At 66.0% G+C, this 25,969-nt stretch carries 42 protein-coding genes; 4 read left to right on the top strand and 38 right to left on the bottom strand.

Annotation, left to right across the window (positions count from 1 at the left end):
• Positions 1-33: 33 nt before the first annotated feature.
• The 28 genes from ACN8HC_RS14640 to ACN8HC_RS14505 form a co-directional block, all read right to left on the bottom strand.
• On the bottom strand, positions 34-975 hold the full coding sequence (locus tag ACN8HC_RS14640; protein WP_490075576.1) for a hypothetical protein: 942 nt from the start codon (positions 973-975) through the stop codon (positions 34-36).
• Positions 972-1,163, bottom strand: coding sequence for a hypothetical protein (locus tag ACN8HC_RS14635; RefSeq protein ID WP_490075575.1), 192 nt, complete (start codon positions 1,161-1,163; stop codon positions 972-974). The genes ACN8HC_RS14640 and ACN8HC_RS14635 overlap by 4 nt, the downstream gene beginning before the upstream one ends.
• Positions 1,160-1,393, bottom strand: coding sequence for a hypothetical protein (locus tag ACN8HC_RS14630; RefSeq protein WP_490075574.1), 234 nt, complete (start codon positions 1,391-1,393; stop codon positions 1,160-1,162). The genes ACN8HC_RS14635 and ACN8HC_RS14630 overlap by 4 nt, the downstream gene beginning before the upstream one ends.
• Positions 1,394-1,538: 145 nt before the next feature.
• On the bottom strand, positions 1,539-1,814 hold the full coding sequence (locus ACN8HC_RS14625) for a hypothetical protein (protein WP_490075573.1): 276 nt from the start codon (positions 1,812-1,814) through the stop codon (positions 1,539-1,541).
• Positions 1,807-2,100 carry a hypothetical protein gene (locus ACN8HC_RS14620; protein ID WP_490075572.1) on the bottom strand — a complete coding sequence of 98 codons (294 nt, stop codon included), beginning with the start codon at positions 2,098-2,100 and terminating at the stop codon, positions 1,807-1,809. The genes ACN8HC_RS14625 and ACN8HC_RS14620 overlap by 8 nt, the downstream gene beginning before the upstream one ends.
• A complete protein-coding gene (locus ACN8HC_RS14615; RefSeq protein WP_490075571.1) occupies positions 2,097-2,552 on the bottom strand; it encodes an XF1762 family protein in 456 nt (151 codons plus the stop codon). Before ACN8HC_RS14615 ends, ACN8HC_RS14620 begins: the two co-directional genes overlap by 4 nt.
• A complete protein-coding gene (locus ACN8HC_RS14610) occupies positions 2,552-3,451 on the bottom strand; it encodes a hypothetical protein (protein WP_490075570.1) in 900 nt (299 codons plus the stop codon). The genes ACN8HC_RS14615 and ACN8HC_RS14610 overlap by 1 nt, the downstream gene beginning before the upstream one ends.
• Positions 3,436-3,657, bottom strand: coding sequence for a hypothetical protein (locus ACN8HC_RS14605; protein ID WP_490075569.1), 222 nt, complete (start codon positions 3,655-3,657; stop codon positions 3,436-3,438). The genes ACN8HC_RS14610 and ACN8HC_RS14605 overlap by 16 nt, the downstream gene beginning before the upstream one ends.
• On the bottom strand, positions 3,654-4,190 hold the full coding sequence (locus ACN8HC_RS14600; protein ID WP_490075568.1) for a hypothetical protein: 537 nt from the start codon (positions 4,188-4,190) through the stop codon (positions 3,654-3,656). Before ACN8HC_RS14600 ends, ACN8HC_RS14605 begins: the two co-directional genes overlap by 4 nt.
• A 101-nt stretch (positions 4,191-4,291) precedes the next feature.
• Positions 4,292-4,627, bottom strand: coding sequence for a hypothetical protein (locus ACN8HC_RS14595; protein WP_490075567.1), 336 nt, complete (start codon positions 4,625-4,627; stop codon positions 4,292-4,294).
• Between the two features lie 95 nt (positions 4,628-4,722).
• A complete protein-coding gene (locus ACN8HC_RS14590; RefSeq protein ID WP_490075566.1) occupies positions 4,723-5,055 on the bottom strand; it encodes a VRR-NUC domain-containing protein in 333 nt (110 codons plus the stop codon).
• On the bottom strand, positions 5,052-5,216 hold the full coding sequence (locus tag ACN8HC_RS14585; RefSeq protein ID WP_490075565.1) for a hypothetical protein: 165 nt from the start codon (positions 5,214-5,216) through the stop codon (positions 5,052-5,054). The genes ACN8HC_RS14590 and ACN8HC_RS14585 overlap by 4 nt, the downstream gene beginning before the upstream one ends.
• Positions 5,217-5,220: 4 nt before the next feature.
• The gene (locus ACN8HC_RS14580; RefSeq protein WP_490075564.1) at positions 5,221-6,507 is read right to left on the bottom strand and encodes a replicative DNA helicase; all 1,287 of its coding nucleotides are present in this window, start codon (positions 6,505-6,507) and stop codon (positions 5,221-5,223) included.
• The gene (locus ACN8HC_RS14575) at positions 6,504-7,391 is read right to left on the bottom strand and encodes an LvrA C-terminal domain-related protein (RefSeq protein WP_490075563.1); all 888 of its coding nucleotides are present in this window, start codon (positions 7,389-7,391) and stop codon (positions 6,504-6,506) included. The genes ACN8HC_RS14580 and ACN8HC_RS14575 overlap by 4 nt, the downstream gene beginning before the upstream one ends.
• The gene (locus ACN8HC_RS14570; RefSeq protein WP_490075562.1) at positions 7,391-7,597 is read right to left on the bottom strand and encodes a hypothetical protein; all 207 of its coding nucleotides are present in this window, start codon (positions 7,595-7,597) and stop codon (positions 7,391-7,393) included. Before ACN8HC_RS14570 ends, ACN8HC_RS14575 begins: the two co-directional genes overlap by 1 nt.
• A gap of 67 nt (positions 7,598-7,664) precedes the next feature.
• Positions 7,665-10,196: a DNA methyltransferase gene (locus tag ACN8HC_RS14565; protein ID WP_490075561.1), complete on the bottom strand. Its 2,532-nt coding sequence runs from the start codon at positions 10,194-10,196 to the stop codon at positions 7,665-7,667.
• A complete protein-coding gene (locus ACN8HC_RS14560; RefSeq protein WP_490075560.1) occupies positions 10,193-10,399 on the bottom strand; it encodes a hypothetical protein in 207 nt (68 codons plus the stop codon). The genes ACN8HC_RS14565 and ACN8HC_RS14560 overlap by 4 nt, the downstream gene beginning before the upstream one ends.
• Positions 10,396-10,641 carry a hypothetical protein gene (locus tag ACN8HC_RS14555; protein ID WP_490075559.1) on the bottom strand — a complete coding sequence of 82 codons (246 nt, stop codon included), beginning with the start codon at positions 10,639-10,641 and terminating at the stop codon, positions 10,396-10,398. The genes ACN8HC_RS14560 and ACN8HC_RS14555 overlap by 4 nt, the downstream gene beginning before the upstream one ends.
• Positions 10,638-11,231, bottom strand: a complete 594-nt coding sequence (locus ACN8HC_RS14550) for an MmcB family DNA repair protein (RefSeq protein WP_490075558.1) — start codon at positions 11,229-11,231, stop codon at positions 10,638-10,640. Before ACN8HC_RS14550 ends, ACN8HC_RS14555 begins: the two co-directional genes overlap by 4 nt.
• A gap of 52 nt (positions 11,232-11,283) precedes the next feature.
• Positions 11,284-11,586, bottom strand: coding sequence for a hypothetical protein (locus ACN8HC_RS14545; RefSeq protein WP_490075557.1), 303 nt, complete (start codon positions 11,584-11,586; stop codon positions 11,284-11,286).
• Positions 11,583-12,155, bottom strand: a complete 573-nt coding sequence (locus ACN8HC_RS14540) for a hypothetical protein (protein WP_490075556.1) — start codon at positions 12,153-12,155, stop codon at positions 11,583-11,585. Before ACN8HC_RS14540 ends, ACN8HC_RS14545 begins: the two co-directional genes overlap by 4 nt.
• Positions 12,152-12,604, bottom strand: coding sequence for an HNH endonuclease signature motif containing protein (locus tag ACN8HC_RS14535; protein ID WP_490075555.1), 453 nt, complete (start codon positions 12,602-12,604; stop codon positions 12,152-12,154). The genes ACN8HC_RS14540 and ACN8HC_RS14535 overlap by 4 nt, the downstream gene beginning before the upstream one ends.
• A gap of 1 nt (position 12,605) precedes the next feature.
• Positions 12,606-13,427, bottom strand: coding sequence for a YqaJ viral recombinase family protein (locus ACN8HC_RS14530; protein ID WP_490075554.1), 822 nt, complete (start codon positions 13,425-13,427; stop codon positions 12,606-12,608).
• Positions 13,427-13,579, bottom strand: coding sequence for a hypothetical protein (locus ACN8HC_RS14525; RefSeq protein WP_490075553.1), 153 nt, complete (start codon positions 13,577-13,579; stop codon positions 13,427-13,429). Before ACN8HC_RS14525 ends, ACN8HC_RS14530 begins: the two co-directional genes overlap by 1 nt.
• Positions 13,576-13,740 (bottom strand): hypothetical protein, encoded by a 165-nt coding sequence (locus ACN8HC_RS14520; RefSeq protein WP_490075552.1) that lies wholly within the window; start codon positions 13,738-13,740, stop codon positions 13,576-13,578. Before ACN8HC_RS14520 ends, ACN8HC_RS14525 begins: the two co-directional genes overlap by 4 nt.
• Entirely contained in the window at positions 13,737-14,429 is a 693-nt protein-coding gene (locus tag ACN8HC_RS14515; protein ID WP_490075551.1) for a hypothetical protein, read from the bottom strand. Before ACN8HC_RS14515 ends, ACN8HC_RS14520 begins: the two co-directional genes overlap by 4 nt.
• A complete protein-coding gene (locus tag ACN8HC_RS14510; RefSeq protein ID WP_490075550.1) occupies positions 14,426-14,659 on the bottom strand; it encodes a hypothetical protein in 234 nt (77 codons plus the stop codon). Before ACN8HC_RS14510 ends, ACN8HC_RS14515 begins: the two co-directional genes overlap by 4 nt.
• Entirely contained in the window at positions 14,656-15,075 is a 420-nt protein-coding gene (locus tag ACN8HC_RS14505) for a DUF7666 domain-containing protein (protein ID WP_490075549.1), read from the bottom strand. The genes ACN8HC_RS14510 and ACN8HC_RS14505 overlap by 4 nt, the downstream gene beginning before the upstream one ends.
• Between ACN8HC_RS14505 and ACN8HC_RS14500 the strand changes: the two genes are divergently transcribed.
• Positions 15,047-16,147 carry a hypothetical protein gene (locus ACN8HC_RS14500; protein WP_490075548.1) on the top strand — a complete coding sequence of 367 codons (1,101 nt, stop codon included), beginning with the start codon at positions 15,047-15,049 and terminating at the stop codon, positions 16,145-16,147. The genes ACN8HC_RS14505 and ACN8HC_RS14500 overlap by 29 nt on opposite strands.
• Before the next feature lie 48 nt (positions 16,148-16,195).
• Here the strand turns inward: ACN8HC_RS14500 and ACN8HC_RS14495 are convergent, their stop codons facing one another.
• From ACN8HC_RS14495 to ACN8HC_RS14470, 6 genes are all read right to left on the bottom strand, one after another.
• Positions 16,196-16,405, bottom strand: coding sequence for a hypothetical protein (locus tag ACN8HC_RS14495; RefSeq protein ID WP_490075547.1), 210 nt, complete (start codon positions 16,403-16,405; stop codon positions 16,196-16,198).
• Positions 16,402-16,563: a hypothetical protein gene (locus ACN8HC_RS14490; RefSeq protein ID WP_490075546.1), complete on the bottom strand. Its 162-nt coding sequence runs from the start codon at positions 16,561-16,563 to the stop codon at positions 16,402-16,404. The genes ACN8HC_RS14495 and ACN8HC_RS14490 overlap by 4 nt, the downstream gene beginning before the upstream one ends.
• A gap of 67 nt (positions 16,564-16,630) precedes the next feature.
• Complete coding sequence (locus ACN8HC_RS14485) at positions 16,631-16,855, bottom strand: hypothetical protein (RefSeq protein ID WP_490075545.1); 225 nt, start codon at positions 16,853-16,855, stop codon at positions 16,631-16,633.
• A 1-nt stretch (position 16,856) separates the two neighbouring features.
• A complete protein-coding gene (locus ACN8HC_RS14480; RefSeq protein ID WP_490075544.1) occupies positions 16,857-17,639 on the bottom strand; it encodes a hypothetical protein in 783 nt (260 codons plus the stop codon).
• Between the two features lie 65 nt (positions 17,640-17,704).
• Positions 17,705-18,472, bottom strand: coding sequence for a hypothetical protein (locus tag ACN8HC_RS14475; protein WP_490075543.1), 768 nt, complete (start codon positions 18,470-18,472; stop codon positions 17,705-17,707).
• Positions 18,469-18,726: a helix-turn-helix domain-containing protein gene (locus ACN8HC_RS14470; RefSeq protein ID WP_490075542.1), complete on the bottom strand. Its 258-nt coding sequence runs from the start codon at positions 18,724-18,726 to the stop codon at positions 18,469-18,471. The genes ACN8HC_RS14475 and ACN8HC_RS14470 overlap by 4 nt, the downstream gene beginning before the upstream one ends.
• A 179-nt stretch (positions 18,727-18,905) precedes the next feature.
• On the opposite strand from ACN8HC_RS14470, the gene ACN8HC_RS14465 reads away from it, so the two are divergent.
• Positions 18,906-19,451, top strand: coding sequence for a hypothetical protein (locus ACN8HC_RS14465; protein ID WP_490075541.1), 546 nt, complete (start codon positions 18,906-18,908; stop codon positions 19,449-19,451).
• Between the two features lie 177 nt (positions 19,452-19,628).
• Here the strand turns inward: ACN8HC_RS14465 and ACN8HC_RS14460 are convergent, their stop codons facing one another.
• The 4 genes from ACN8HC_RS14460 to ACN8HC_RS14445 form a co-directional block, all read right to left on the bottom strand.
• Positions 19,629-20,993 (bottom strand): tyrosine-type recombinase/integrase, encoded by a 1,365-nt coding sequence (locus ACN8HC_RS14460; RefSeq protein WP_490075540.1) that lies wholly within the window; start codon positions 20,991-20,993, stop codon positions 19,629-19,631.
• Positions 20,994-21,058: 65 nt separating this feature from the next.
• Complete coding sequence (locus ACN8HC_RS14455) at positions 21,059-22,456, bottom strand: tryptophan-rich sensory protein (RefSeq protein WP_490075539.1); 1,398 nt, start codon at positions 22,454-22,456, stop codon at positions 21,059-21,061.
• 3 nt (positions 22,457-22,459) lie between these two features.
• A complete protein-coding gene (locus ACN8HC_RS14450; RefSeq protein ID WP_490075538.1) occupies positions 22,460-23,191 on the bottom strand; it encodes a CPBP family intramembrane glutamic endopeptidase in 732 nt (243 codons plus the stop codon).
• 5 nt (positions 23,192-23,196) lie between these two features.
• Positions 23,197-24,090 carry a MerR family transcriptional regulator gene (locus tag ACN8HC_RS14445; protein WP_490075537.1) on the bottom strand — a complete coding sequence of 298 codons (894 nt, stop codon included), beginning with the start codon at positions 24,088-24,090 and terminating at the stop codon, positions 23,197-23,199.
• 61 nt (positions 24,091-24,151) lie between these two features.
• On the opposite strand from ACN8HC_RS14445, the gene ACN8HC_RS14440 reads away from it, so the two are divergent.
• Positions 24,152-24,559 carry a deoxyribodipyrimidine photo-lyase gene (locus ACN8HC_RS14440; RefSeq protein ID WP_490075536.1) on the top strand — a complete coding sequence of 136 codons (408 nt, stop codon included), beginning with the start codon at positions 24,152-24,154 and terminating at the stop codon, positions 24,557-24,559.
• On the top strand, positions 24,514-25,968 hold the full coding sequence (locus ACN8HC_RS14435) for a cryptochrome/photolyase family protein (protein ID WP_490075535.1): 1,455 nt from the start codon (positions 24,514-24,516) through the stop codon (positions 25,966-25,968). Before ACN8HC_RS14440 ends, ACN8HC_RS14435 begins: the two co-directional genes overlap by 46 nt.
• Position 25,969 lies beyond the last annotated feature (1 nt).

The raw sequence follows: 25,969 nt of genomic DNA, 5'->3' as shown, positions 1-25,969 counted from the left end.
GAATAGCTCCGCGCGTACGCGCTCAGCGTAGCACTAGCTCGCAGCGTGTTTGTCAAGTAGGTGCCGCCTCACCTTCTCGGCGCGTCGTTTGTCGCGGCGCTCCTGCACGTCAACGACGACTGCACGAACTTGCCCGATGCGATAGACGGCAACGATGTGCGGTTGCCCATCGCGGCCGTACTCGCGTCGTGATCCCATCCTCGTCAGCAGTCCGTGCCCCGCATATTCGCGGATGCGGCGTTCTGTGACGTCGGCGCCAGCGAGCTGCCGCAGCAGCCGGGATATCTCTTTCGCGGTGCCGAGGTAGTCGTCGACGCCCTGCATCAGCGTCTTGCGGCGCTCAGCCACGTCGTGGGTGATCCCGCACCGTGGGCACGCGACCGTGTCAGAGGTGATCTTGTCGGCGTCGAGGTACAGGGATTCGGTGCACTCGCCGTCCTCGAACTCGGCTTTGCACTCACCGAGGAACAGCTTGGGCGGCGGGTTGTCGAACAGCCGGTGCAGGTCGCCGACCATGCGCCCGATGAGCGCGAACGTCTCACCCGCGGTCTCCTGGTGCCGGATGCGGTCGACCTGCGGGATGAGCCAGGGGGCGATCTGGTGCGGCGCGGGATTGTCGGGCAACCCGGCGCCCGCACGATCGCCCATCAGCTCGCGCGCGATGCCCACGAGCGCGTTCTGCACCCGGTTGGCGACGCGTGACACTCGCGGGTCGAATCCGAGCGCACCGGACGGCCGGAATGTGGGTGACGCCGCGTGCGTCAACGTCTGGTTGTCGTCGGTGCGCCACTTCCTGGCCGGCTTGGACGCGCCCAGGTTGGACACGTCCCAGTTGGACCGGACCTTGGCGCGTTTTTCGTCCAACGCCGCGGTGAGGTCGGCGATGTGGGTGAGGTTCGCGCGTGCCGTCCGGGTGCATTCGTGGCAGGCGTACGCGTCGCCGCATGGTCGGGTGCAGTCGCAGACGTTGGTCACTTGCGGCCTTTCGCTCGGAGGTCTTCGGTGCGGTAGAAGAATCGGGGTGACCGTGACAGGAGTTGGTTGATTTCTTCGCTGGTGGTGGCGCGCAGTAGCCGGCGGGTGTAGCGGGCGTTGCGGGCGGCTTCGATGGCGAATTGGATCGTGGCGAGCGACATTGCGAGCGCGAGGATGTTGGCGATCACGTGTGGTCCTTTCGGCTGACTCCTTGTTCGTCTGCGCTCAGTCGGTGCCAGTCGCAGCACCACGTTTCGATGATGTCTAGCGTCTGCAATGAGCCCCACGCTTTGATGTCAACGCTGCTGCAATGCGGTTCATGGCCCGGCTCGGGTTCATCCTTGAGTTGCGCGCGCCTGATCCGCCCGAGCATCTGCGCGTGGCCTGCGCGTTCGTCGTCGGCGCTGAACTGGTTCATTTGCGATCCTGGTTTCCGAGGATCGCGGCCCCCGCGAAGAGCGCCACAATGCCCGTGAGAAGCCACTGCCACCATTGGCCGGGCAGCCATATCGCAGCGAGTGCGGCGAGTACAGCGACGGCAACGAGGGTGTATCCAAGGGTTTTCATGAGTCCTCCGATGGTCCGGCGAGCGTGTAGTCGTCCTGTGTGTCTGGCTTGTTCGCGGCTCGCTGGATCGCTTTCAGGAGATCCGCGTATGGCTTGAGCGCTTTCTTGATCGGCGACCATGCCTCGGGCAGGTTGAGCTGGTCGTTGACGGTTGCCGCCTTGTGTGGCTGGTGCGCTGGCAGCGTGCCCTCAGGTGTCCGGCCACAGTGGTGCTCGGATGGTGTGCGGGTGATCTCATGGCAAAACTGGCAGTTTCGGTGCAGGTCATCCACGGCCGGGCTGCTTCCATGGGTTGATGACGTCCCGGTGTGTGTCGGGGATGACGGGGTTTGCGGTGCGGTGGCCGTCGTCCCATGCGTCGGCGAGGGCTTCACGGACCACCGGAATCAGGGCGATGGTCACGGTCACGTCGGCGTGTGCGCAGGCGTTGACGTCGTGCAGCCAGCCGGCGTGATGCTCGGTGCAGTACGACGTGAAGTGGTCGTCCACGACGCGTTCGCATCCCTCGCGTGCCATGTACGCCTTGGTGAGCTTGTCGCGCAGGTCGTCGTCACTCATGACGCCTCCCACAGCGTGCGTTGCACGCGCTCGGTTCCGCGAAGTATGCGGGGACGTCCGGGCATGTCCCATCCGGCACGGGCTGGTCGTTCGGCGACTACCTGCCAGCCAGCTGCGCGGAGGCTCGCACCCGACTCGCCGGATTGGGTGTAGGTGATGAGCCGGCGGTATCCGAGCGCTTTCGTCGCCCGCCATGCAGCGCCATACAACATGCTGTTGGCGTTCCGTGCGTCACCGTCGGTGACGACACACGTGCGGTTCACTTCGAGCGTCCAGCCGTCGTCGTAGTGGCGGGCAACGGGTCGGCCAACGGATGCAACGCCGACGATCTCAGCACCGGACGCGACCGCAAGACAGAACTTTGCACCCACTGGTTTCGGGTGGTGCCGGTGATGGCGCTCGACAAACTCCTGCACATCAGCCCACACCGCGGGGACGAGTACCAGGCCCATCACTGCCCACCCCCGTCGAGCGCGGCACGGAGTTCGTCGATCTCGACTCGCAGCGTGTCGGAGAGTGCGCGATCCCACTCGTCGGCCAGTTCCCGCACCCGTGCGACCGTGGCCCGCAGCTCGGCGTTCTCCTTGGCAATCACTTCGGCACCATCGACTGGATACTTCTCGTAACCCTCGACGGTTCGTTCCAGGCGACAGATGACCTTGTACTGTCGTTCCACTTCGGCTTCGGCGCTGCGTCGTGCATCCTCAGACCTGAGCCACAAGGCGTGAGCGTCTGCGTAGTGCCCCCGGAAGTGGTCACGTGCGGCACTAACGCGGGTGAGCGTCTTGCCTAGGTCTGCCAGTAGCAATTCGCATGCTGCGATCTTCTCGGGCTCCCGGTCTGCGGGGTCGCAGTGACAATCGCCTACGAGTGCAGTGAGTCGGGCAACCTCGGCCTCGGCGCGCTCAGCACGTTCACGCTCTTTGCCGGCCGCCCATGATGAGACGAACTCGTCCGGGTTGGTCAGCAGCGCCTCGTCGGCCAGTGTCTCGGCGATGGGCCGGACCTTCGCACGGATTCTGGCGCGATCGTCCTCGGTCGCATCGCGCCATAGCGGCCACTCTTGATTCGGCCCCTCCCAGGACATGCGGGCGATGATCTCGACCGCTCGAGTGACCGCATCCTCGTCCCGGCCTGCGGGGTCGGCCAGCAAGCCAGCGTCGGCCAACCGTGACACGAGCCGATCAGCGAAGGGCCAGCTCGCCTCGTCCTTCGGCGGCTGGTAGCCGCCGTCGATCGCACACCCGTAGATGGTGTCCACGAGCGGCCGCATGACCTTGGCTGCTTGCTCGATGACCTCGTTATCCACGGTGTCGGCGGGGGTCTTGTCAGTGGTCATCGGTCGCTCCATTCGGCGATGCGGCCAGAGGTAGGCCAGCGGTGTGGTCCGTCGTGTCCCTTGTCGAGACAGCAGCGGTAGAACTCATGCCCGTTCAGGCGTTGCGCGCGCTCCGGCATGGGCTTGGTCGAGTCGGCGTTGCAGCAGTGGCCGAGCTTGGTTTTGAGCGCGTCCACGATCACGGCCAGCGGGTCATCGGCGGGGTTCTCGGCGTTCACCGGCGGGCCTCCGTTACGTCGAACACGCCACGCATCGCGTAGCTGACACGGATGCCGGTTCGGTGCGATGTGCGCCGGAGGTGACAGCGCTTGCAAACCACTTCGCACTTGGCAACCTCGTCTGCGATCTGCTCGTCCGTGTAGATCCCGGTCTGGCGAATTGCCTGGCCGATCGTGAAGAGCTTCCGAAATTCCGGCAGGTGATCGAATTCGAGGATGCGCCAGTCTGTCTCGCCGCAATCGGTGCAGCCCATCCGAGACTTGTAGTCAGTCCAGTAGGCTCGCCGCTCCGCGCCGGTCATCCCATTGGGAGTGAGTCTCTCGGCCGGCTTGGCGGTACGTCCTCGCCGCGCCACGGCGGCCTTCTCCTTGGCGCTGGCGTCCCGGCGCTCGCACTTGCGACAGTCGGAGTGAAGTCGAGAATGCTCCTCGCCGGATTTCACGGTCCACCGATCGATGGTGAACTTCGCCGCCGGAAGTAGTTGTCCGCAGGTGCGGCAACGGTGGAGCGATGGAAGTTGGGTAGGCTTCATGCCCAGCCCCTCTCTGCCGTAATCAGATGAGTGGGTCAGGCCTCGGGTCGGTGTTCCACCACCATCCGGGGCCGCTCCAATTATCGCACAGGTGTCCGGCATTAGCAGTCGCCTCGACTCGTGTCATGGGTTTCTTCAATTGCTTGTGCGGGCCGCTGGCGGACGTTCTCGCCGCCGACGTCCGATTCCTCGCACCGGCACGTCTGCGCCTCACACGCGGCCAGGGAGACACCACAGGAGCGCGAATAGCCAGTAGTCGGCGCGTACACGTCCCCGCCGGCAGCCCACACGGTCTCGGGGTGGTAGTCGCGCACATGCTGGCGGCCTTCGCGGAGTGCGCCTTGCTGGGTGGCGGTCGTGTTCCAGACGATCCGCTCGAACTGGTCGTAGGTGACGCACTCGGTGCAGCGCCACTGCCAGCCGGTGATCTGCCGCATCTCCACGTCGGGAGCGGGCGCGAGGAGACCCATTAGGCCGGGATCTTTGACGAGGCACTGACCGAGAGCTCGACGCACCTTGATCCGTGGCCCTCTCATGACGTCCTCCCGCTGATGGCGTGGATCTCGCGTTGAATGACGGGCCACTGGTCGGGTCGCCAAACCCTGGCATTCGCGCCGGCCCGGTTGAGCGTGTCCAGCCACCTGTTTTGCTCAGCCGAGAGCACACCGCGGGGCGCTTTCAACTCGCGGAACAGGACACCTCCAGGGCCTGCGATCACCAGGTCACAGAAACCCTTGCTTCCCTGCAGCGGTGTCGCCCACTTCCCGGACTGCATCCGTGCGGGGCGGCAGTGGTGGACGAGGAGGCCGTGGAGTTGGGCGAGGTCGATGACGGCGCGTTGCAGGTCCGCCTCCCGGGTCATCATGCGGGCACCTGCAGCAGTTCTTCCACGTCGGTGCAGTCGCGGCACAGGGATGGTTTCCCGCGGGTCGCACGGTAGGCGCGGATGATGCCGCACCGGGCGCACACGTAGCGGGGGTGTTTGCCGTGGCTGAGGTCACGGACGGGGGTTCTGGTGCCTTTCACGGGGTCACGCTCCTAGCGCGTTGGTTGGGGTCCACTGCTGGTCTTCGATGCGGAAGTGCTTGCCGACGAAATCGAGGTCGAACCGGGTTTGCGGGCCGTGCCGGTTCTTCGCGACCGTCACGTCGAGCACACCCGGTGTCTCGTGCACGTCACGGTGCATGAGCAGCACCACGTCCGCGGCGGCCTCGATGCCGCCGGACTCGCGAAGGTCGGCCATGGTCGGTGCCTTGTCGGCCCGGGCTTCGATGCCGCGGTTGAGCTGGGCGAGCGCCAACACCGGCACGGTCAGGTCCTTCGCAAGCTCTTTGAGGCCCTGCGCGATCGCGTCGACCTGCACCCGGCGGTCGTTACGGGGCGCATCTCGGGGCGGCTTCACCAGCGACAGGTAGTCCACGACCACGAGCCCGACGGGCGCCGTCCGCTGGGCGGTTCGGACCCGCGCCCGGATCTGCGCCAAGGACAGCGCGGACCGGTCATCCACCACCAGTGGGAGGGCGGCAATGTCGCCGGCCGCCTGGGACAGGCGCTGGTAGTCGGCCTCGAACAACGCCCGGTGCTGCATCCGCTCGGCGTCCACTCCACCGACCGCGCAGAGCATCCTCTGGTAGAGGTCGGCCTTCGGCATCTCCAGCGACACCATGACCGCCTGGTGGCCGCGTTGGGCGATGTCGAGCAGGGCGCAGACCCCGAGCACGGTCTTGCCGATCCCGGGCCGTGCGCCGGCCACATACAAAAATCCGGGTGACCACCCGCTGATTCCCTCGTTGAGTGCACGCCACGGTGTGCGGGTGCCGATGGGCCGATCGAGCGCTTCGATGGCTGCGGCGACGGCTTGGGCGTTGTCCAGATCGGTGTCGTCTTGGCGGGCGAGCCGATCGAGGGTCGCGCGGGCGGCGTCCAGGGTTTCGACCGCGTCGCCGTCGAGGTCGGCGAGCGCCACCAGCTGGTCACCAATGGAGCGGATCTGCCGGACGGTGGCGGCGTCCCGGACTTTCCCGGCGTGCCACAGCGTGGACGACTGCGACGTGCCGACCGCAGCATCGGCCAGCTCGTGGAGGTAGACCAGGCCACCACAGGTGCCGAGGTCGTCTCCGAGCGCGTCCGCGACGCCGATGGTGTCTGCGGGCTGCCCAGTGGACGCCTGCCGGTCGATGGCGTCGAAGATCAACTCGTGCCGGTGGTCGCGGAACATGTTGCTGGTGAGGGTGTCGGTGGCGGCGTCGATGCAGGCGGGGTGAGTGAGCATCTGCCCGAGCACTTGCTGTTCGTGGATGGTGACCTGCCCGCTCATGACGCACCACCGGATCGGGATGCTTGTGCTTCGGCGCGGATCGCGTCCCAGTTCTTCGGGGCGGGCAAGTGGGCGTACGGGTGGTCGGTGGCGTTGCTGGTCTCGAGTTCGTCGAGCCAGCGCTGCCCATTGAGCCAGGTCGCCGGGTAGGGCACGAACTCGTCGCCCTTGGCGCTGAGGGTTGGGGCTTGTGCTCTCAGTGCGTCGAGCAGTTGCTTCGCGGATGCGTGCTTGCGCGCGGCTCGATATGCCTTCATCGCCTGGCCCTTGCCGCGCTTGCGTGGGTAGGCGAGCCACCATTCGTCGAACTCGGCGTAACGCTCCTTGTCGCGTTGTCGGATTCGTTCACGCTCACGAGCTTCGCCGTGGAGTTCGTCGTCATCTGGCTCGCGCTCGGCGTCAGCCGAGGCGCAAGAAATACCTGATCCCCTGATCCCCTGATCCCCTGTTCCAGGCGCGTAGTTTTCGGACACCTTCGGGAGCCCTCCTGAAACCTTCGCGAATGTGGCCCGGTCAACGGCTTCGGAATACTCCAAAGTGCCGTCTGGCCTGCGGAAACGTCCCCGCGATGGTTTGTCGATGCGCTGCCGCTCCGACCATCTATCGACATACAGGAGTTCTTCGCCGGAATCCTCATATCGGACGATCAGACCAAGCTCGGCGAACGTGTCGAGAGCCTGAGAAAGCCTTCGGAAGGTTTCAGGAGCACTCCTGAAAACGTCGCGAGGGAATGCATCTGCGGCGAAGAGAGTGACGTCGTCCTTACCTACTCCGTTGTCGTCAACGTAGGACTCGAGTGCTTTGAGGACGTGCCTGTCCGCCCACGACAACTCGGCGATCGTCTTGGACCGGTAGAACTCCGGCTTGGTGGATCGGATGCGCACTATGCGGCCCTCGATTCCGTTGGTGGGTATGCCCGCGTCCATGTCCGCCCGCAGCTGGCGCACCGGTAGTGGCAGCGGTAGGACATGCCGGGCGTGGTGGACGGAATGCACGCGTCGGGTGGACAGGTGTTGCCGCAGTCGCACCCGTCGGCGGTGGCCATCCAGGTGGCGAAGATCTCGCCGATGGTCTGCGGCTTGTCGGTCATGATTTGCCGCCCTGGTACGGGCACCGGTCGCACGCGAGGAACGGGCAAAACGGGGAACAGGGCTCGGTCATGACGCCTCGATCAGGTCGAACAAGCTCGGCATCGTCGCCTCGCGGTCGAACGCTTTGAGGTGCGCGACGCCGTCCATGAAGTAGCCGGTGTTGAGCTCGGCCGCCCGGCCGCGACGTCCCTTCCGCAGTGCCCGCAACGGCACGGTGAACAAGCCGCCGAACGGGTCGTACACGAGGTCGCCGGGGTTGCTGTAGCGCTCGATGAGCCGGTCGACGATGTCGAACTGGAGCGGGCAGACGTGCATCGCGAGATTGCGGCGTTTCTGGTCGCCGTTGAGCGTGAGCATCCGGTTGACGTCGTGCCACACTTCGGGGTGCCAGGAGCCGGGCGCGAGGCTCATGAACGTCGCGGGGAGTGCCCCTCGGACGTCGAGCTGCTCACCGATCCGGATGTGCGTCTCGTAGTCGTAGACCTGCTGCAGCGTCTGCTGGGTGAACAGTCGGGACCGCTGCTCGACGGGTAGTGCGGCGAGTTCTTCCGGCGTCAGTGGCCGGTCACCGGAGGACCGCCAGAACGCGTGCGCGTCGACCTGCCAGCGCGCCCGTGAGTAGGAGGCCTTGTCTTTGGTGACGGGCTGGTCGGCGTAGCCCTTCTCACGGTTCGTCTGCGGCTTGTGGAACAGCAGGATGTACTCCGGTGACCCGACGCCCATCTTCGTGCCGTCTTTGCACTGCTCAGACCAGCCGAGCCGGTACGTCTGGTTGTTCTCCCGGACGACGTCGGTGACGACGGTGATCATGCCGAGGTAGTCGAACCCGTGCTTGCGGCCGTGGAATAGCGCTTCGGCGTGGAACGGTGACACGGTCGGGACGCCGGCGCCGGTGACGTTTCCGAAGTTGATGCGGTCCTTGACGTGGCAGGCGTAGATCCGGCCGGGCTTTAGCACCCGCAGCAGTTCCGGGGTGAGGTAGTCCATCTGCGCCCAGAAGTGGCCGTTGTCGTCGGTGTGGCCGAAGTCGTTGTAGTTCGGGGTGTACTCGTAGTGGTTGGAGAACGGGATCGACGTCACGATCAGGTCGACTGATCCATCTGGCATGTCACGGGTTTCGAGCACGCAGTCGTTGTTCGCGACAACCCAGCTCCCGGTGTTCTCGCTGCGAGCTTCGATGCGTTCGACGCCCATCGCGCGAGTGAGGGCCTGCGCGATCGCGTCAGGGTCGAGCCCGTAGGTGCGGATGACGTCGGTCATGGTCGAGGTCAGCTCCTTGTGCTGGGTCCACTTCTCCCGCAGCGCTTGCACGACTTCGCGTTCGGTTTCGGAGTGGATGAGGTGGGCGGTGCATGGGTGGGTTTGGCCGAAGCGTTGGATACGGTGCACGCTCTGGATGAGGTCGTTGAACTTCCACGTGAGGCCGACGTAGATCGCGGTGTGGCACTGCTGCAGGTTCATGCCCTGGCCGAGCATCACCGGCTTGCCGATGAGCGCGAACGTGTCCCGGTTCTTCCACGCTGCGAGTCGTCGCTCGACTTCGTCGGCGTCGAGCGACCCATACACCGACGAGTACCTCAGGCCGAGTCCGTCGAGGGCCTTCTCGATCGCGCGCTGCTCGTCGTTCAGGTCGCACCAGAGGATGACCTGCGAGTCGTCGCGCTCGCGGTGCTCGCGGACCAGCTCGGTCAGCTTCGCGACCCTCGCCGGCAACGAACGCCGCTTCTCCGTGGCCGCGTCCTTCAACGACAGCGACACACCGCGCACCAGGTGCCCTTGCCCGTCACGATCGACCTGCGGGTCGTCGTCGAGCACCGGATCTACCTCGTGCCACTGCACGTCCAGGTCAGGCAGGTCATACCCGGTGGCGTCGTGGCCGAGGTCGGCCGGGGACTGCACGAACGCCGCCCACGTGTTGAGCCACAAGTGGAACTCGTCCCGCTTGTGCGGGTACAGGGTGAGGTTGTTCGCCTGGGTCGAGTCGCGTTGGAAGAACCGGGTCAGGGCCTGCCCGGTGTCCATCACGCCGAGATACCCGGCGTAGTGGATCAGCTCCTTGTACCGGTTCGGGGCCGGGGTGGCCGTCGCGACGAACCGGTACGGGACGCCGTCGAACAGGGACAGGAACGTCTGGTAGGTCTTCGACCCGTACGAGCGGAGCACGGAGGCCTCGTCGAGGGAGACGACGTCGAACAGGGTCGGGTCGAGGCGGCCGTCGCGGATGGACTCGTAGTTGGTCAGGTAGATGCCCTGGCCGTCGAATTCCTCTGTGCGGCGAATGAATCGGACATCCAGGCCCAGTTTGCGGGCGTCGTTCTTGAACTCGATCCGAACACCGAGCGGGCAGACGATCAGCCCGGCCGCGGCGTGCGGGTTGATGTGCTCCATTGTGAGCCGGAGGGTCTCGAGTTGCATGATCGACTTGCCCAGCCCGAACGCACCGAAGATCGCGCGCCGGCCACCTTTCACAGCCCAGCGGACGATGTCGCGCTGATGCGGCTTCAACAGCGGGTGCAGCTCGTCGTCGGCCACGTCGAAACCGCACGCGGTGTCGAAGTTGACCTTCTGGCGGAGGAACTCTTCGTAGCTGAGTGTCACGGTTCCACCTGCACTTTCCGCCGCGCGTCGAGCACGTACGCGTCCCACAGGTCGGCGTCTTTGGCGCGGATGAGGATCAGGTCGGGCCCGTCGCTGGCGTGTTCGATGTGGAGGTGCCCGAGGATGATGGACCGGCGGCCGTGCTTGTCCTGCCAGGTGACGCGGCACCCGTAGTCGTCGCGGGTGAGTTGCCCGGCCCTCATGATGCGAACCGTCCTGCCGTGTCACGGGTTTGCGGCCCGCGTGGTGTGGTGTCGCCGACATACGAGACGGTGCCGCGGCCGTTGGGTTGCCACAGGGCCGGGTCGAGCACGGCCGGTGACTCGTCGTGTACGTAGTCGTGGGTGGGCATCCCGAGGCATTCCCGGCACATGAGGGTGTCGAGTGCGAGGCGGCGTTTCCGGTGGCAGATGCGGCACAGACGGGCGTGCTGGGAGAAGGTCACGACCCACCGCCTTCGATCTGCAGAGACTCAGTGGCGTGCTGGTAGCGCTCGCGCCACCGGTCTGCATCGCGCCTCGCGTACTTCACCGATCGTTCGAGTTGGCCGCGCTCCATTTCGGTCATGCCAACGTGGTTTGTCTTCTGGATGGCGCGCGCGAACGCTGCGAGGAATGTCCGGGGCATCGGCTTCGGATTGAGGCGGGGCGCGTTCACGGAGGTTCGCAGGCCAGTGCGGCCCACAACCATGAGTCCCCAGTCGGCAGGCAGCTCCTCACGCTTGACCATTCCGACATCCGGCACCGCCAGCCACCAGCGGTCGCAATACTGCTTGAACTCTTCAGCTTTGGCGGGGTGCTTGAGTTCGCGGAGCCAGTCGGACCGGCTGACCTTCACCTCGACGCCGTGAAGCACGAGCCCAGCGGATGGCCAGAGGTCGAGCGCCATGAAGTCGGCCGTGCGGAGCGCGTCGAATCCGGCGTGTGACCGGACGTGCTCGGCGACGGCATACCGGATGCTCGCGCCTTGGCTCATCCCGCCGAACCTTTTGGCTAGCAGGTCGAGCATTGAGCGCTCGGTGTGTTCGGCAGTCATGACGCATCACTCGCCTTCGATGTGCAGAACGGGGCCGCGAGGTAGACCCGCATCAGAGGTCACCTTCCCCAGTGGCGTCATCGGCGATGACCTCGACGACGTGCTGGGCGAACTCGGCCGGCACCCGGACGACCGCTTCGGGCTGCAGCGGCTCGAACGCGGCACGGGGCACCTGGACGCGGACCTTGACGACCACCGCGCCGGGGATCGGCTTGGCCGGCTTCTCCGTGGTCATGCGCACAGCGGTCGCCTCGCTGCGGGCGGGGTAGTAGCTGCCCCACGGGCCGGACCTACGGGGCACGATCTGCAGGTAGCAGACGGCTTCTCGGTAGCCGTCAGGGAGGCTGCTTCTCATGCCTGCTCACCGCCGTCCGTCGGCTGGGCGTCGAGTTCGGCACCACGGGCTGCGAGCGCGTCCATGATCTGCTGGTTCAGGTGGCCAGCGTCCTTCGCTGCCTGCCAGATGCGGTTGAGTGCGGCCTTGTCTGTGGCTGCCTTGATATGAGCCGCGTAGTCAGGTGGTGGGGGAGCGTCAGGGAGCGGTTGGACCTTCCAGATGCCAGCCTTGCCGCGCCCGGTGAGCATCGGCACGTCGATAGGTTTGTCGATGTGGCTCAGTTTCGAGATGCGTGTTCCGCCGGGCTTTTCCTTCCCGAACGTCACGTTAGGGTCGCGGTACAACTCGACGCGCCGGCCAGCCCATACAGACGAATCGCGGGACCAGCAGTGCGCCAGGACGCGGCGCATCCCCTTGCTTGGCCTCCAAGGCCGGGGGAATTCGACTAAGTGCACGTTGATCGGCTGGTCGTCGTTGTTGCGGGTGACCTTGTCGATGGTGAAGATGCGCGGCCCGTCGATGAGGTCGATCGCGTCGAGCTGGTCGGAGGTTGGTGCAAGGGTGTCGCTGATGTCCAACGTGATCACGCCTTCTTATTCTTGTGGTAGGACGCAAGGCTGTTCTTGCGGCGGCAGATTCGGCAAACTCGATACCCGGCCGTGTTTACGAATGTGTTCTCAGCGGTGTACTGGTGCCCGTTGCGACAGTGCGTCTTTGGCTGCTTGATAATGGTTGCTCGTCGCTGGTTCTCTGCTGGAGTCACTGCTTCAAGGTGATCCGGGTTGACGCAACGTCGGTTGCGGCACAGGTGGTCCAGGTGGAGTCCGTCGGGTATTGGACCAACGAATTGCTCGTATGACCAACGGTGCGCGTAGACCTTGCCATGCGATGTTCGGGCGTGCCCTTCGTAGAAGTAGCCATATCCCTCGCCGGCAATCCCTCCGAGCCATTCGATGCAGCCGTTATCGCGTTGTTCGATTTTCGACAGGAAGCGGTCCACGGCCGGCCGAATCACGTACCCACGTGGGAGCGCCATGTCACGCCACCTCAATCTCGTCAAGGTCCGGTATCCGTTCCGTCTTCGGGAGATTCGCGGTTGCTGCGGCGTAGTCCTTGACGATGGCCCGGATCTGCTCTTCGGCCGTGCATGCCGCCTCGATGATGGCGTTGAACCACTCCTCATCCGGTTCTACGCGGCGCGTCCAGAGATGCATTCCGTTACTGAACGAGATGAAGTCGATCCACTTACGGCCACTGACGAGAAGGCCGCATTGAAGCTGGGCCATGTTGTACTCGGGAACTTCGCCTGCGAGCACTGTCTGCACCTGAACCTTCGCCCGGCGTGACTTAATCTCGATGAGCCCGTCATCACCGACAAGCCCGTCGGGGGAGTAGCCGAGCGTGAAGCCCCACTTGTCTTCGGTCATGAACCCGAGTTCGACAACTTCACCAAAGTTCGCGGCGTAGGCATCGCGGGCGAATGGTTCTTCCTCGACACCGCGCCACATGTCACCCGAAACCCACATGGGCTCAATGTGTTTCGTGATCCTTTCGGCGGCTAGTCCCATGATGAGGCCGCGTGCAGTGTCGTTGTCGGCGGTGACGAGCCGGGCCGGTTGTGACATGGCAGCGAGCGCACGTCCGGGGTGCACGGTCTTGACGGGTGTTGGTGTTTTGTGGGTCAGGCTCATGCAGGTGACCATGGGTCCGGATTTGCAGTCGGGGCAGCGGAATTCGATCGCTGGTGGTTGCTGGCTGGTGATGAGCGCACCGACGGTTGATGCGGTGATCAGGCCGCACCGTGCAGCAAGCCACTCGTCGGATCGCTGCTCGAGCTCCGGGAATTCGTGGAGTGCCATCAGTGGTGCCTCCGTGGCGGGTCGTCGGGGAAGAGTTCGGCGAGGTCGGCGTCGTCGGGTTGCCAGTCGCGGTCGTCTGGGGCGTGGCGTCGCTCGGTGCGTTCTTCCTCGCGCAGGTCGTAGAACGGGTCGTCCCACACGTCGCCGCTCATGCCAGCCACCGCCCTTGCAGCTTCTCCCCGGCGTGTTGTGCCCGGTGGCACGCGCGCTGCCAGTCCACGACAGCGCACACGACCCCGGCGCCGATGGTTGCAAGCGCGCCACCGGCGAAACCCAGTGCGGCGTACCGCGTCAGGCGCAGGGCGATGGTCACGCCACCTTCCCCTTGCCGCGTTTCGTGTCCTTGATGGGCGTCTGCTGCTTCGACTCGCGGAACGCCGCCCACTCGGTGAGGTCACGCGTCTGCCAGGGTTCGACGACACGGTCCGTCGGCGTTCTCTGAGGCATGACCGCGCCAAGGAAATCCTCGGACCGGATCACGAGCAGACTGTTCGCGCCAGTTGGGTGCAGGGTCATCCGTGGCAGATGCTTGAAACGAGAGAGCAACTCGGGGTTGAACGTCATCGATTCGCCGGACTCTTGGCTGATCTTGTCGAACAAGCCGCCGACGTTCGGGTACTGGGCGTTGTAGAGGGTGAACGTCATGCGGGTGTCGAGGATCAGCCCGTCGAGGCCACCGGACGATTCGACGGTGACGCGGTCGTCGCTGAACGTGAGGGTCAGCTCCGGGTTTTCGCGGCGGCTCCGTTTGAACAGGGACAGCATTTGCCGCACAACGGTCCGGTCGATGTTGGCGCGCAGTGTTTTCGGCGCGGTCACGTGAACCTTGCGGACACCGATCGTGTAACGGTCGGTCGCTGCGGAGGTGACGTGGTCACCGTGGCCGTCGAGGTGGACGCACGCGAGGATCGGCAGGGAGTGGTTCGAGTCCACGAATGGGAGGACGTCGCCGAGCAGGTCATGCAGTTGGGATGTTTTCAGGGTGAGGGTGCTGGTGGTCATAGCCCGTCTCTTTCATGGTCGTAGGGTTCGGGTTGCGGGTCGAGTTCCGCTGCGATGCGGGCGAATTCGTCGTCCACGAACTGGTCCTCCACGTCGAACGCGAGGAACACGGGCTCAATGGACTCGATGCGCCCGCAGTCCTCGAACTGCCGGTTGACGCGACGGAACACGAACGCGAGCCCGACCACGCACGCGACGACCACGCCGGCCGCCAGTTCGCCGGCGGTCATGACCGGTCACCACCGATCGGGCGCATCGCCTCATCCACTTCGCGCACAACGCGGCACGACGCAGACTTGATCTTGTCGCCGAGTGCCACGAACTCCGCTGCAGGGATGGTGCATTCGAGGAAGCGCGGCTCGCTGGTGCCGTTGTAGTACTTCAACGCGTGCGCCGGGGTTGCGCCGAAGTGGAGCCCGTTCCCGCAGAACGACCCGGGGTCCCAGTCGGGGCACTTGACCGTCTTACCGATCGGGTACTTCGTCGGCTGGTAAGACTGGCCGGCCATCAGGTCGGCGTCGACGGCCTTGTAGACGGTGATCCGGGTCTTGGTGCGTTTCGGGCCGTAGTAGTCCAGCCATCCGTCGGGAGTGTTGGTTTCGATGTTGGTGACGTCGATGACGTGCCCATGGCCGGAGAGTTTCACTGATGCGGAATGTAGGTACACCGCAACGTATTTCGTCGCCCTCACCGTGCTGGAGCCGTACGCCCTCACCGTGCTGGAGCCGGTCGCCCTCACCGTGCTGGAGCCGGTCGCCGTCACCGTGCTGGAGCCGGTCGCCCTCACCGTGCTGGAGCCGTACGCCCTCACCGTGCTGGAGCCGGTCGCCGTCACCGTGCTGGAGCCGGTCGCCCTCACCGTGCTGGAGCCGGTCGCCCTCACCGTGCTGGAGCCGGTCGCCGTCACCGTGCTGGAGCCGGTCGCCCTCACCGTGCTGGAGCCGTACGCCCTCACCGTGCTGGAGCCGGTCGCCGTCACCGTGCTGGAGCCGGTCGCCCTCACCGTGCTGGAGCCGGTCGCCCTCACCGTGCTGGAGCCGGTCGCCGTCACCGTGCTGGAGCCGGTCGCCCTCACCGTGCTGGAGCCGTACGCCCTCACCGTGCTGGAGCCGGTCGCCGTCACCGTGCTGGAGCCGGTCGCCCTCACCGTGCTGGAGCCGGTCGCCCTCACCGTGCTGGAGCCGGTCGCCGTCACCGTGCTGGAGCCGGTCGCCCTCACCGTGCTGGAGCCGTACGCCCTCACCGTGCTGGAGCCGGTCGCCGTCACCGTGCTGGAGCCGGTCGCCCTCACCGTGCTGGAGCCGTTCGCCGTCACCGTGCTGGAGCCGGTCGCCGTCACCGTGCTGGAGCCGTACGCCCTCACCGTGCTGGAGCCGGTCGCCGCCACCGTGCTGGAGCCGGTCGCCGTCACCGTGCTGGAGCCGGTCGCCCTCACCGTGCTGGAGCCGTACGCCCTCACCGTGCTGGAGCCGGTCGCCGTCACCGTGCTGGAGCCGGTCGCCCTCACCGTGCTGGAGCCGGTCGCCGTCACCACCAGCCACACACCGGCGGGCGACGAAATATCAATTAACTCCACCCGATCCTTGATCGCAGCGTCGAGTTCTTTCTGGGTGGTCACAGTGCGGACAGTCATGGCCGGTGCTCCTTGTAGTCGCCGTGGGTGTGGTGTCCGGCCGCCATGTCCGTCAGGAAACGGCGGGTCGGGCCGTCGAGGATGAGTTGCGCGAGACGGGCTGCGGTGGCCCGGTCGGCTGGGGTGGGTTCGGTCATGACGCCCGCCCGTTCATTTGGGCCAGGAGCGACAGGAGTTGGGACTCGTCTGCGGTGATCCCGGTCGTCAACTGGGCGCGGTCGCTGAACCCTTGCTGCACGTTCCGCAGCTCGTTGACGATCGTGTCGCGCCACACCCACCGCTGGAACCGGTCGTGGTCGGGGGCGAGCAGCGCGCCTCGGGGGGTGGCGTGGTAGATGATCATGGCGTCACCTGCGCGGCCGGGAGTGCGAACGGGGACGGCGGCACGCGCAACCCGAACGGGCTCGGTGCGTCGGTGCGACGCGCCTCCAGGTAGGCGCCGATCTGCGCCGGGGTCAGGACGCGCGGCTCGTGGGGCGGGTCCGGTACGATGGGGGCCATCGGAACTCCTTGATTGGTTGGGTGTTTCGGTTCGCCCGTCGGGTCACGTCCGGCGGGCGCTTGCGTGTCAGGCGATGCGGCGCTTCTTGCGGCCCGCCGTGATCCGCCGACCGGGTCGCTCACCACGCACCCACGCGTCGAGGTCGCGGGAGTCGATGCGCCAGTGACCGCGCCCCTTTGGCGTCTGCTGCCGGTAGCCGACGAGCGCACCGGAGGCCAGCGCCTTCTGGATCTCGCTGATGTCGTGTTGACTGGCCTCGGCGGCCATGCGCGTGGTGAGCCAGGTCGTCATGTCAGCGCGGCTCCGGGATGCTCTTGTCCTTGACTGCCTTGAGGACGGTCAGGCGGTCGCCCTTGCGCCAGTAGTTCCACGCGCGGATCGTGTAGCTGATCTGGTCGACCATCGAGAGCCGAATTCCCTTCGCCTCCGCGTCTCGAAGCTTGAGGAGCAAGGTGTTTCGCGGGTCGCCTCGCCCGGTCGTGGCGTTGTTGACCATTGCCTCGAAGAACTCCGTGGCGTCTCCACCGTCAACTTCGGCGAAGACCATCCAGCAGTAGGCGATGACCGTGGGGTTCATCGGCAAGCTCATGAACGGGTATGTGGCAGATACAGCCACCTCCACCTCGGGGTGCGAGAGGCGGTATTCGTCAATTTCACTGTTCGAATACCCCGCCCCGTTTCGCGGATCGCCCTGACCGCCGTCTAGCACCAAGCACAGTCGCGACAGCGACGCGACACGGGTGTAACCGTGAACGCCAAGGAGTTTCAGTGCGTCGGATGCGGACCTCTTCGCGCCCGCGTCGATCACCTTCTGCGCTCGGGGGTCTAGACCCCTGACCACGAGCAGCATGACCGGCTTCTTGGCTCTCACAATCGCCATGAGGCGGTGCTGACCGTCGATGAGCTTGCCGGTCCGGTCGAACTGGATGGCCTGTCCGGTGACGATCCAGTTGTCGGCTTCCATGTCGCGGCAGAACATCTTGACATTGAGTGGTCGGACGTTCCGGTTCTTCTCGTTGACGCTTAGCCACTCGGCGGCCATCGTGGGCGTGACGATGGTGAAGTCGGCGGACAATTTGCTGGTGACAAGCGAGAACACGTTGTCCTCGCTGGGCTGTGCGGACATGCGGTATCCTTCGGTTAGTTGGGAAGATCCCCGAGTAGCGCGGCCAGGCGCTCTTGGGCTTGCACGAGGTAGCTGCGGTTTTTCGTGGCTACCTCGTTTTTGTTGCGCTCGAAACGGTCGTCTCCATGGAGCCGTTCGAGTCGTTCGGTGACCTTCTGCAGGTCGTAGGTGGCCTTCCAGAACGCGTCAGTCAGGGGCGCGCGCTTGGGCTTGCTCGGCTCGGGCCGCGTGTACGTCTTGCCGTCCAGGCCAGTGACCGAGCGGGCGGGAGCCGGAAAAGGGAAGGACTCGACCGCCTCGCTCGGTTTGGTTCCCGTGTCGTCGGACGTTGCTGCGTCCTCGGCGGGAAGCTCTTGGTCCAGGTCGGTCTGGTCGGTCACGTAGTCGTCGGAGACTTCGCCGGTCTCGGTGTTGACCAGCGGCTCGGGGTCAGGTGTCAAGTCCTTGACACCTGAGGACAGATCCGAGCGCACCGTCTCGTGTGACGTGCCGACGACGGGTGCGATTGCCCGCGTGGACATGCCCGCCTCGGTCAGTTCCTTCACGACTGAGCGCCGGACCTCGACCCCGAGGCGCTGCAGCGACCCGCCGAAGCGGTCGGAGACGTATGCGGTGGGGGAGTTGTATCCGAGGGCGATGTCGTCGCGCTTCTCGATGGCCTCGCGGATCATCGGCATGACGGCCGCATAGTTGTCCGCGATGCTGTCCAGCCGGAGAGTGATGCGCTCAGCACGACGCTCGGCGGCGGCCTTGTCGAACTCGATGACCTCGCCGGTGCTCATGCCGACACCTGCATTCCGGTCGCGCCGTGGGGGTTCGCCATGAGCACGCGGCGGTCGGTGATTGCGAGCGCGGAGAGCAGCGCGTTGAACACCTTCGGGCTGACGCGCTGGCTGTGGCCGAGTTCGATCTTGGCGATGTATGGCCGCTGCACTCCGACCGTTTCGGCCAGGTCAGCGACTCCGATTCCCGAGCGGACGCGCAGCTCGCGGAGCGCGTATCCGTTGACCTCGACGGTCGTCTGTGTGGTGGACATGAGAACAGTTAAGCATAGCTAGGAACACATCGCAACAGATCGCAACGAGGAACTAAAAGCGGGCCTGACCTGCGGAACCACAACGGTGTGGTTTGCGCAGGTCAGGCGCATGTTCTAGGGGTGTTCCTGGGTGGCTATAGATGTTCCTAGGCGTATCTGTCACGCTGTGCGATGTGGATATGACAGACGACGATCGCGAACGAATCGGCCGATCCGTGGAGGTGCACCGGAGGGCAAAGTTTGGGACAAAGTCAGCCGCCTACCGCAAGGCCGGGCTTAACGCGGCAACGTGGGATCGGGTCGAGCTCGGCGAAGCGGTGAGAGACGACCGGCTCGCAGCCGCACTCAAGCTCCTATGGCCAGAGAGCGGCGGTGACTGGCGCCGGGTGATCGCCGACATGGATGACCGGATGGCGAAGATAACGACATCCCGCTACCCGATCTTCGGGGGCAGTTGGGAAGACCCTGACTACCTCGGAAGCGTTGAAGAGTGGATCGAAGAGCTACAAGGCCGTATCGAAGTCCTCGAAGCGGCCGTATTTAAGGGAGAAGATGGTGATGATGAACAACGAGACGCCGCCCCCAATAACCATGCCCCGGTGAGCGGGGCACAGGACGCCGGACCTATGACGCCTCAGGTAACTGAGACCGGTAGCGAGACTCTCCATGGAGGCGTTGAAGCACGCAGTCGGCGGCCGTCTGACGGTCCACCCGACGGTCAATGAGCAGAACACGAACATCGTGGACGATGGTCACACGATGGCCGAAGTCCTCCATCGGCACGACCCGCCAGCCAAGAATGGAGATGGCATCGAGCGGGTCGTGTGTGGTGGTCATTCGGGTTCCTCCCCATGTGGTGTGCTGTGTCATATCATGCAGCCCTGGTATGACACGCCATGCCGCTACCCATCGGTAGGTAGGTCACGGTTCAGTGTCGGGCGGGCGTCGAGCTGCGAGGGCGCTGGGATGGCATCCCGCATGGCGGCGAACTTGGTGAGGGAGTCGTCCTGTACATCACCGATCATGCGGCCGTACACGCCGAGGGTGGTGGCGATGGAGGCGTGGCCGATGCGGGTCTGCAGCTCGGGCAGCGGTGTGCCGGCCATTGCATGCCACAGGACGTGGGTATGGCGGAACCAGTGCGAGGACAGGTGGGGCAGGCCAGCCACGGCGGCTGCCTTGTCGATGGCGTGCCGGAAGTTATGGTGCTGCCACGGGCTGCCGTCGCGGCGGGTGAACACCAGCGCGTTGTGTGGTCGGCCGGTGATGCGTCGGCGGACGGAGCGTGCGGCGTCGGGGTCGATCTTGGTACGGCGCATTGAGTGCTGCCGCTTGCCCTCCAGCTTCGCGATGACGGTGCCGCCCTTGACCTTGCGGCCCACCTGATCCATGGAGACGTACATTGGTGAGCGCGGCCCATAGTCTTCGACGGCGGCGACCTGCAGGGCGATCGACTCGCCGATGCGCCACCCGGAGGAGACGAGGAACTCGGCCAAGTCGGCAGCGTCGGGGTCCAGTTGCTTCAGTGCGGCATGCAGAGCCTGGTACTGCATCGGCATCAGGCCCTTGGGGTTCGGCTTGATGCGCTCGGGCAGCTCGATGTGACCCTTGCATGGGTTGGCCGCGATGTAAGCGCGTCGCGGGTCGGCGGCGTAGTCCATGATCTGGTGCAGCAGCGCGTGTCGGCCCCGGATTGTCTTCGGGTGCAGCTTGGCGGCTTTGTTGGTGCGGGTGTTGCCGATCTTGCCGGACACCATGCGTTCGACCCAGGCTTGTACGTCCTCGGTGCTGATGGTGTCGATCGGGAGGTTACCGAGAGTGGGGGAGATGTGCGTCTCGTAGTGCTTGGTGTAGGCGTCGATGGTGACTTCTGAGCGCACGTAGTCACGTTTCCAGGTCAAGAATTTGGCGGCTACCTGATCCAGGGTGGGCGCGTCGTCGGCGGTCTCGCCCTTGTCGTCTTCGAGGTCGGCGAGCGCCCGGACTGCGAACCGTACGCCGTGCAGTTCGATCTGGTCGCAGAACCATTGCGCGCGGCCGAGGTCGAAGAACGTCTCGCAGGTAGATCGGCCACCGAGGCGGTAGCGGACCCGGTAGACGACGGTGCCGTCTTTGCGGGTCTTGGGCAACGGGTTCGGCATCGCAAGACCTTCCTGGACGTGGGGAACGTTACCCAGTTTTACCCTGTTCGCCCTGTTACTTACCAGTGTTGCTCGGGTGTAGTTCCCAGCAATAGGGCCAAATTTGGTGCTATCACTGGCATCCATGGTAGCAGTGTCAATCTTTCGAGTCCCTTCACATCCACCATTCAAGAGCGGCGTCCGGCCGGCGCTCAGCGCCGGCGAGAGTTACGACGCGCAATCGACCCGCTCAGGGCCGTCGCGAAAAGGCACCAGCCGGCGTACAGCCCGATGGCGGCCGCCTTGCCCCGGCCGGTGGCGCCTACCCGTCGGGCCAGGTCGACCGAACTCGCTGTCAGCACAGCGCATTCCGCGGTGGCCGGCCACAGCCGCCGACCTCGGAAGAACAGCCCGGTCCAGCCGACGTTGAGCACCATGTTGGCCATCAGCGCCTGCTCCAGTTGCCGGCTGCGGACCGGCCGGCCGCTCTCGGCGAGCTCAGTGCTGGCGCTGGCGGTGGCCACCGCCGTCGTGGCGTAGAGGATCGTCCACACGGTCGGGAATGCGGCCCGCGGGGGTTGCCAAGAAGGCAGGTGAAGAGCGCGGTACCACCGCGAATCAGGTGTCGCGAGAAGCGAACCCACGACCGCGGCGGAGCCGGCGACCGCCGACGTCCGAGCCAGTGTGCGGCTCCACCGGTGGGGGTCGAGGTCGGTGACCGCCGACCGGATCGCCTCCGCGAAGCCGGTCCGGCCGTGCGGGGGAGGGCCGATCAGCTCCAGCACGTCGTTTTCCCGGCAGAGGGCCTCGTGCACCAGGCTGCCGACCAGCGGGCGCGCGATGCCGGAGGAGATGGGCGTCACGACCTCGACCCACAGACCGGCGAGGCGCGGCGTGAGCACCGGCACGCTGATGATCCGCCGCCGGCGGAGACCGACGAGCGCGGCATACCGCTGCATCATCTGCGCGTAGGTCAGCACCTCCGGCCCGCCGATATCGAAGGTCCGGTTGGTGTCCGCGGGCAGCTCAGCGGCACCGGCGAGATAGTGCACCACGTCCGCGACGGCGATCGGCTGGATCCGGTTGTCCACCCAGCGCGGCGCGACCATCGCGGGCAGTCGCTCGGTCAGGTGCCGCAACATGTCGAACGATGCCGAGCCGTTGCCGAGCACAACGCCCGCCTGCAGGACCACTGCCGGGGTGGGGCGGGCCAGGAAGATCTCTCCGACCTCGACCCGTGAGGCGAGATGGTCCGACAGCGCGCCGTCGGGGTGGAGGCCGCTGAGATAGACGACCCGCGCAATACCTGCTGCGGCTGCTGCATCGGCGAAGGTCTGCGCCATCGCCCGATCACGTTGCCGGAAATCCCCCTGGCCGTCCATCGAGTGCAGCAGGTAGAACGCGGTCTCGACCCCGTCCAGCGCGCGCCGACAATCGGCCGGCCGCGACGCATCGCCCTGGACGACCTCGACCTTGCTCGACCACGCCTGTCCGGCGAGTCCGGAGGCATGACGGGTGAGCACCCGAATGGTGTGCCCGCGCCGCAGCAACTCCGGGACGAGCTGTCCGCCGATGTAACCGGTCGCTCCGGTCACCAGCACGACTGCCATGGTTCAACCTCCTGTGGGTAGGACGAGCGGCAGCAGGAGCAGCATGCCCAGCGACCAGATCAGATGGGTGATGATGGGTGCGAGGATGCCGCCCGTGACGCGGCGCTGCAGGCCGGTCAGCAGGCCGAGCGCGGCGGCAGCAAGCACCAGCAGCGGGATGCCGCTGCCGGCGGTGGCGATGGTGTAGACGGCCGTGCTGATCAGCACTGGGTAGCGCCGCCCGACCGCGGCATACAGCGTCCCACGGAAGTAGATCTCCTCCGCGACGCCGTTGGCGGCGGTGATCAGGGCGATCGCCGGCAACGAACCCAATCGGGCGTGATCCAGCAGTCGCACCACCGGATCACGCAGCGCCGGCACGCGAGAGACCAGCAGGCCGCCCGCCAGGAAGATCACCAGTAACAGCGCTCCCAGGGCCAGCGACTGCACCACCGGCCGGGCCTGGTCGGAACCGGCCCGGGTGTGCGCGCGGCCCAGGTGCAAGGGGCCGGAAAGGAAACCGCCGGCCGTCCAGACGACGGCCAGCGCGGCAGTGGCCAGATAGAACGAGCGATCGCCCGCCGGGATGCGCAGAGCCACACTGAGCAGCGCTGCACCGACGACCAAGGTCGCCAGCGCCACGACCCTGCGGCGGCGGAAGGCCGCATCGCTCTCCCGGTGATCGCGCGGCACGGGCACGACCAGCGCCGCCCGGACGAACGACCGGACCTCTCGGACGGGGTTGATCGATGCCACCGTCGTCACCTGTCCGTATGTCGACGCGGGGTCGCACCACGGTGAGTCAGTGCGGCTGCAACCGTCTGCGCCGAGGTTGTGAGGGACGACGTCAGGGGGATGGCTCCGCCGACGCGATGAGCCTCCCGGCCACCGACATACACCGTGTCGATGCCGGCGGTAGCGAGCGTCCGGACCGCAGCAGCGGCCGGCTCGACATCGGATCCGCAGGCGACGCCGAGTACGGCGGCATCCGGTTGCCACACCTCGGCCAGCCGGGCCCAGCAGGCCTGAGGCACATCCGCGCCGACGTACAACACCTCAGTGCCCAGGCGCTGCAGCAGCAGCGCGAAGGCGAGGGCCGGCAGCTCATGTCGGCTCGCGGCGGGCAGGCCGACCACCACGCGGGGCCCTCGAGCCGGCGTGGTGTCGAACAGCGTGGACAGCTTGCGCATCACTGCGGCGCTGATCAGATGCTCGGAGACCACGTCCAGGCCGCCGGACTCCCAGGATCGGCCGACCTCGTGCATGCTGGGCACGAGCCAGGCGTCGACGGCAGTTTCGATCGACGTGACCGCGAAGGCTTCGTCGAGGATCCGACGCAACGCGTCATTGTCCAGAGCCGCACCCGCGCGCGCCAACGCTGTCACGTCCTGAATCGGGGCGGGCGGCACGGTCGGCGATGGGTCTGACTGGTGGCTGACCGGGGTGGCCGCCAAGTGGGCCGCTCGGCGGGGCGGAACGCCCGAGTCGACCAATGCGCGCATCCGCTGGAGCGTCTCGAGGTCGTGCTCGTCGTACTGCCGATAGGAGGACTCAGTGCGGCTCGGTCGGACGACGCCGTAACGATTCTCCCAGGCGCGCAACGTCACTGCGGGTACGCCGGTGAGTTCGGCGACCTCACCGATCGTGTAGGTCATGGCTGGAGCTTACCTTCCACATAAGATTGTACAAAGGCCGGATTCTGCGTAGGGTATTCGCATGGTTACCGCAGGACACCTTCCGAGCATCCTGTGGCTACGACGCGACTTGCGCCGGACGGACCATCCGGCGCTCAGCGCAGCGGCGCAGGACGGTCCGGTGCTTCCGCTGTTCATCGTCGAACCGCGGCTGTGGCGAGCTGCGGGTCCGGTCCGCCGTGGCTGGGTCGCTGCCAACGTGCTCGCCGCGCGCGACGCGTTCGACGGTCGCTTGTGCATACGAATCGGCCGGCCCGAGACGGTGCTGCGCGCCCTGTGTGCCGAGCACGATGTGGCGGCCGTGCATCACACGAGGGAAACGACGCCCTGGGCTGTCCGCCGCACGACCGGGTGGCCGCAACCCTGGGCGAGCGAGGCATCGACATGGTGGCGACCGGTACGCCGTACGCCGTCGGCCCCGGGCTCGTGACCCGCGAAACCGGCGCCCCCTACAAGATGTTCACACCGTTCTCCCGCGCCTGGCGCTCGCACGGCTGGCCCGCGCCCGCCCCTGACCTCCACGGTCTCCAGCTCGCTGCCGCCGCGGACGATCCGGAGGCGCTGAGTGCACTGGAGGAGGCGGTGCATCAGTGTCCGGTGCCGCTCCCCGACGCCGGCGAGAACGCCGCCCGACATCAATGGGAGCAGTTCCTGCAAACGTCGCTCGATCGGTACGACGAGGATCGCGACCGCCCGGACCTCGACGGCACCAGCCGGCTGTCGCCGTACCTGAAGGTCGGTGCGATCCACCCGCGCACCCTGCTGCACGACCTGGGCACGCGCCGTAGTCGGTCCGCCGACCGTTTCCGCACCGAACTCGCCTGGCGGGAGTTCTACGCCGACGTCCTGTGGCGCGCGCCCGAAAGTGCCTGGCACGACATGACGTCGGGTATGTCGGCCCTGTATGACGGCCACGGCGAAGGAAGCGGCGACGAGGACGTCGACGAGCTGGTGCGCGTGTGGCGGGAGGGCAGGACCGGCTATCCGTTGGTCGACGCAGGGATGCGGCAGTTGAATGCGACGGGCTGGATGCACAACCGCGTTCGTATGGTGACGGCAAGCTTCTTCACCAAGGATCTGCACCGCTGGTGGGCTGAGGGCGCGCGCTACTTCATGGAACACCTCATCGACGGCGACCTCGCGTCGAACAACCACGGCTGGCAATGGGTCGCCGGCACTGGCACCGACGCCGCTCCGTTCCACCGCGTGTTCAACCCGGTGCGGCAAGCAGAGCGGTTCGACCCGGACGGCGACTACGTGCGCGAATGGGTGCCGGAGTTGCGACACCTGACCGGGGCAGCGGTGCACGCACCGTGGAAGCACCCGGAGGGTCATGCGCACGGTTACCCCGCGCCCGTCGTCGAGCACGACAGCGAACGACGCGACGCACTGGAGCGCTACGAGCACGTGCGAGCCGCCAGGACCCATCACGACAAGGAGCACCTCATGCAAGCCACTTCGTCCTCTTCTCACGCGAATACGACCGCCCTACCCGCGGGTCGCTTCCTGGTCCTGGACGAGGAGTTCGTTGCGTCCCTCGATGCCCGCCAACTGCAGAAGTACCTCGACGCGCTGACCCGAGCTGCGTCAGGGACACACGCCGACGTCGGTGCGCTGGCACAAGTCCTGGCCGACGAGTTCGACCGCCTCGATATGCCGATGCCGCCCGTACAGGTCAAGATGATCGCTGAGCAGCTCTTCGGAGTGCAGGACGCCAGGCTGGACATCGCGACGACAGGCGGTGTCCTTCTCGCGCAAAAGGACGGCGTCGTGGGCGTGCCGGAACGACGAGGCTCGGCTGCAGATCCCGAGCATCCGAGCCGTCCGCTCATCAGTTGAC

Source organism: Flexivirga sp. YIM B11880 (genome assembly GCF_058148645.1).
This window is presented reverse-complemented; position numbering and strand designations above follow the sequence as displayed.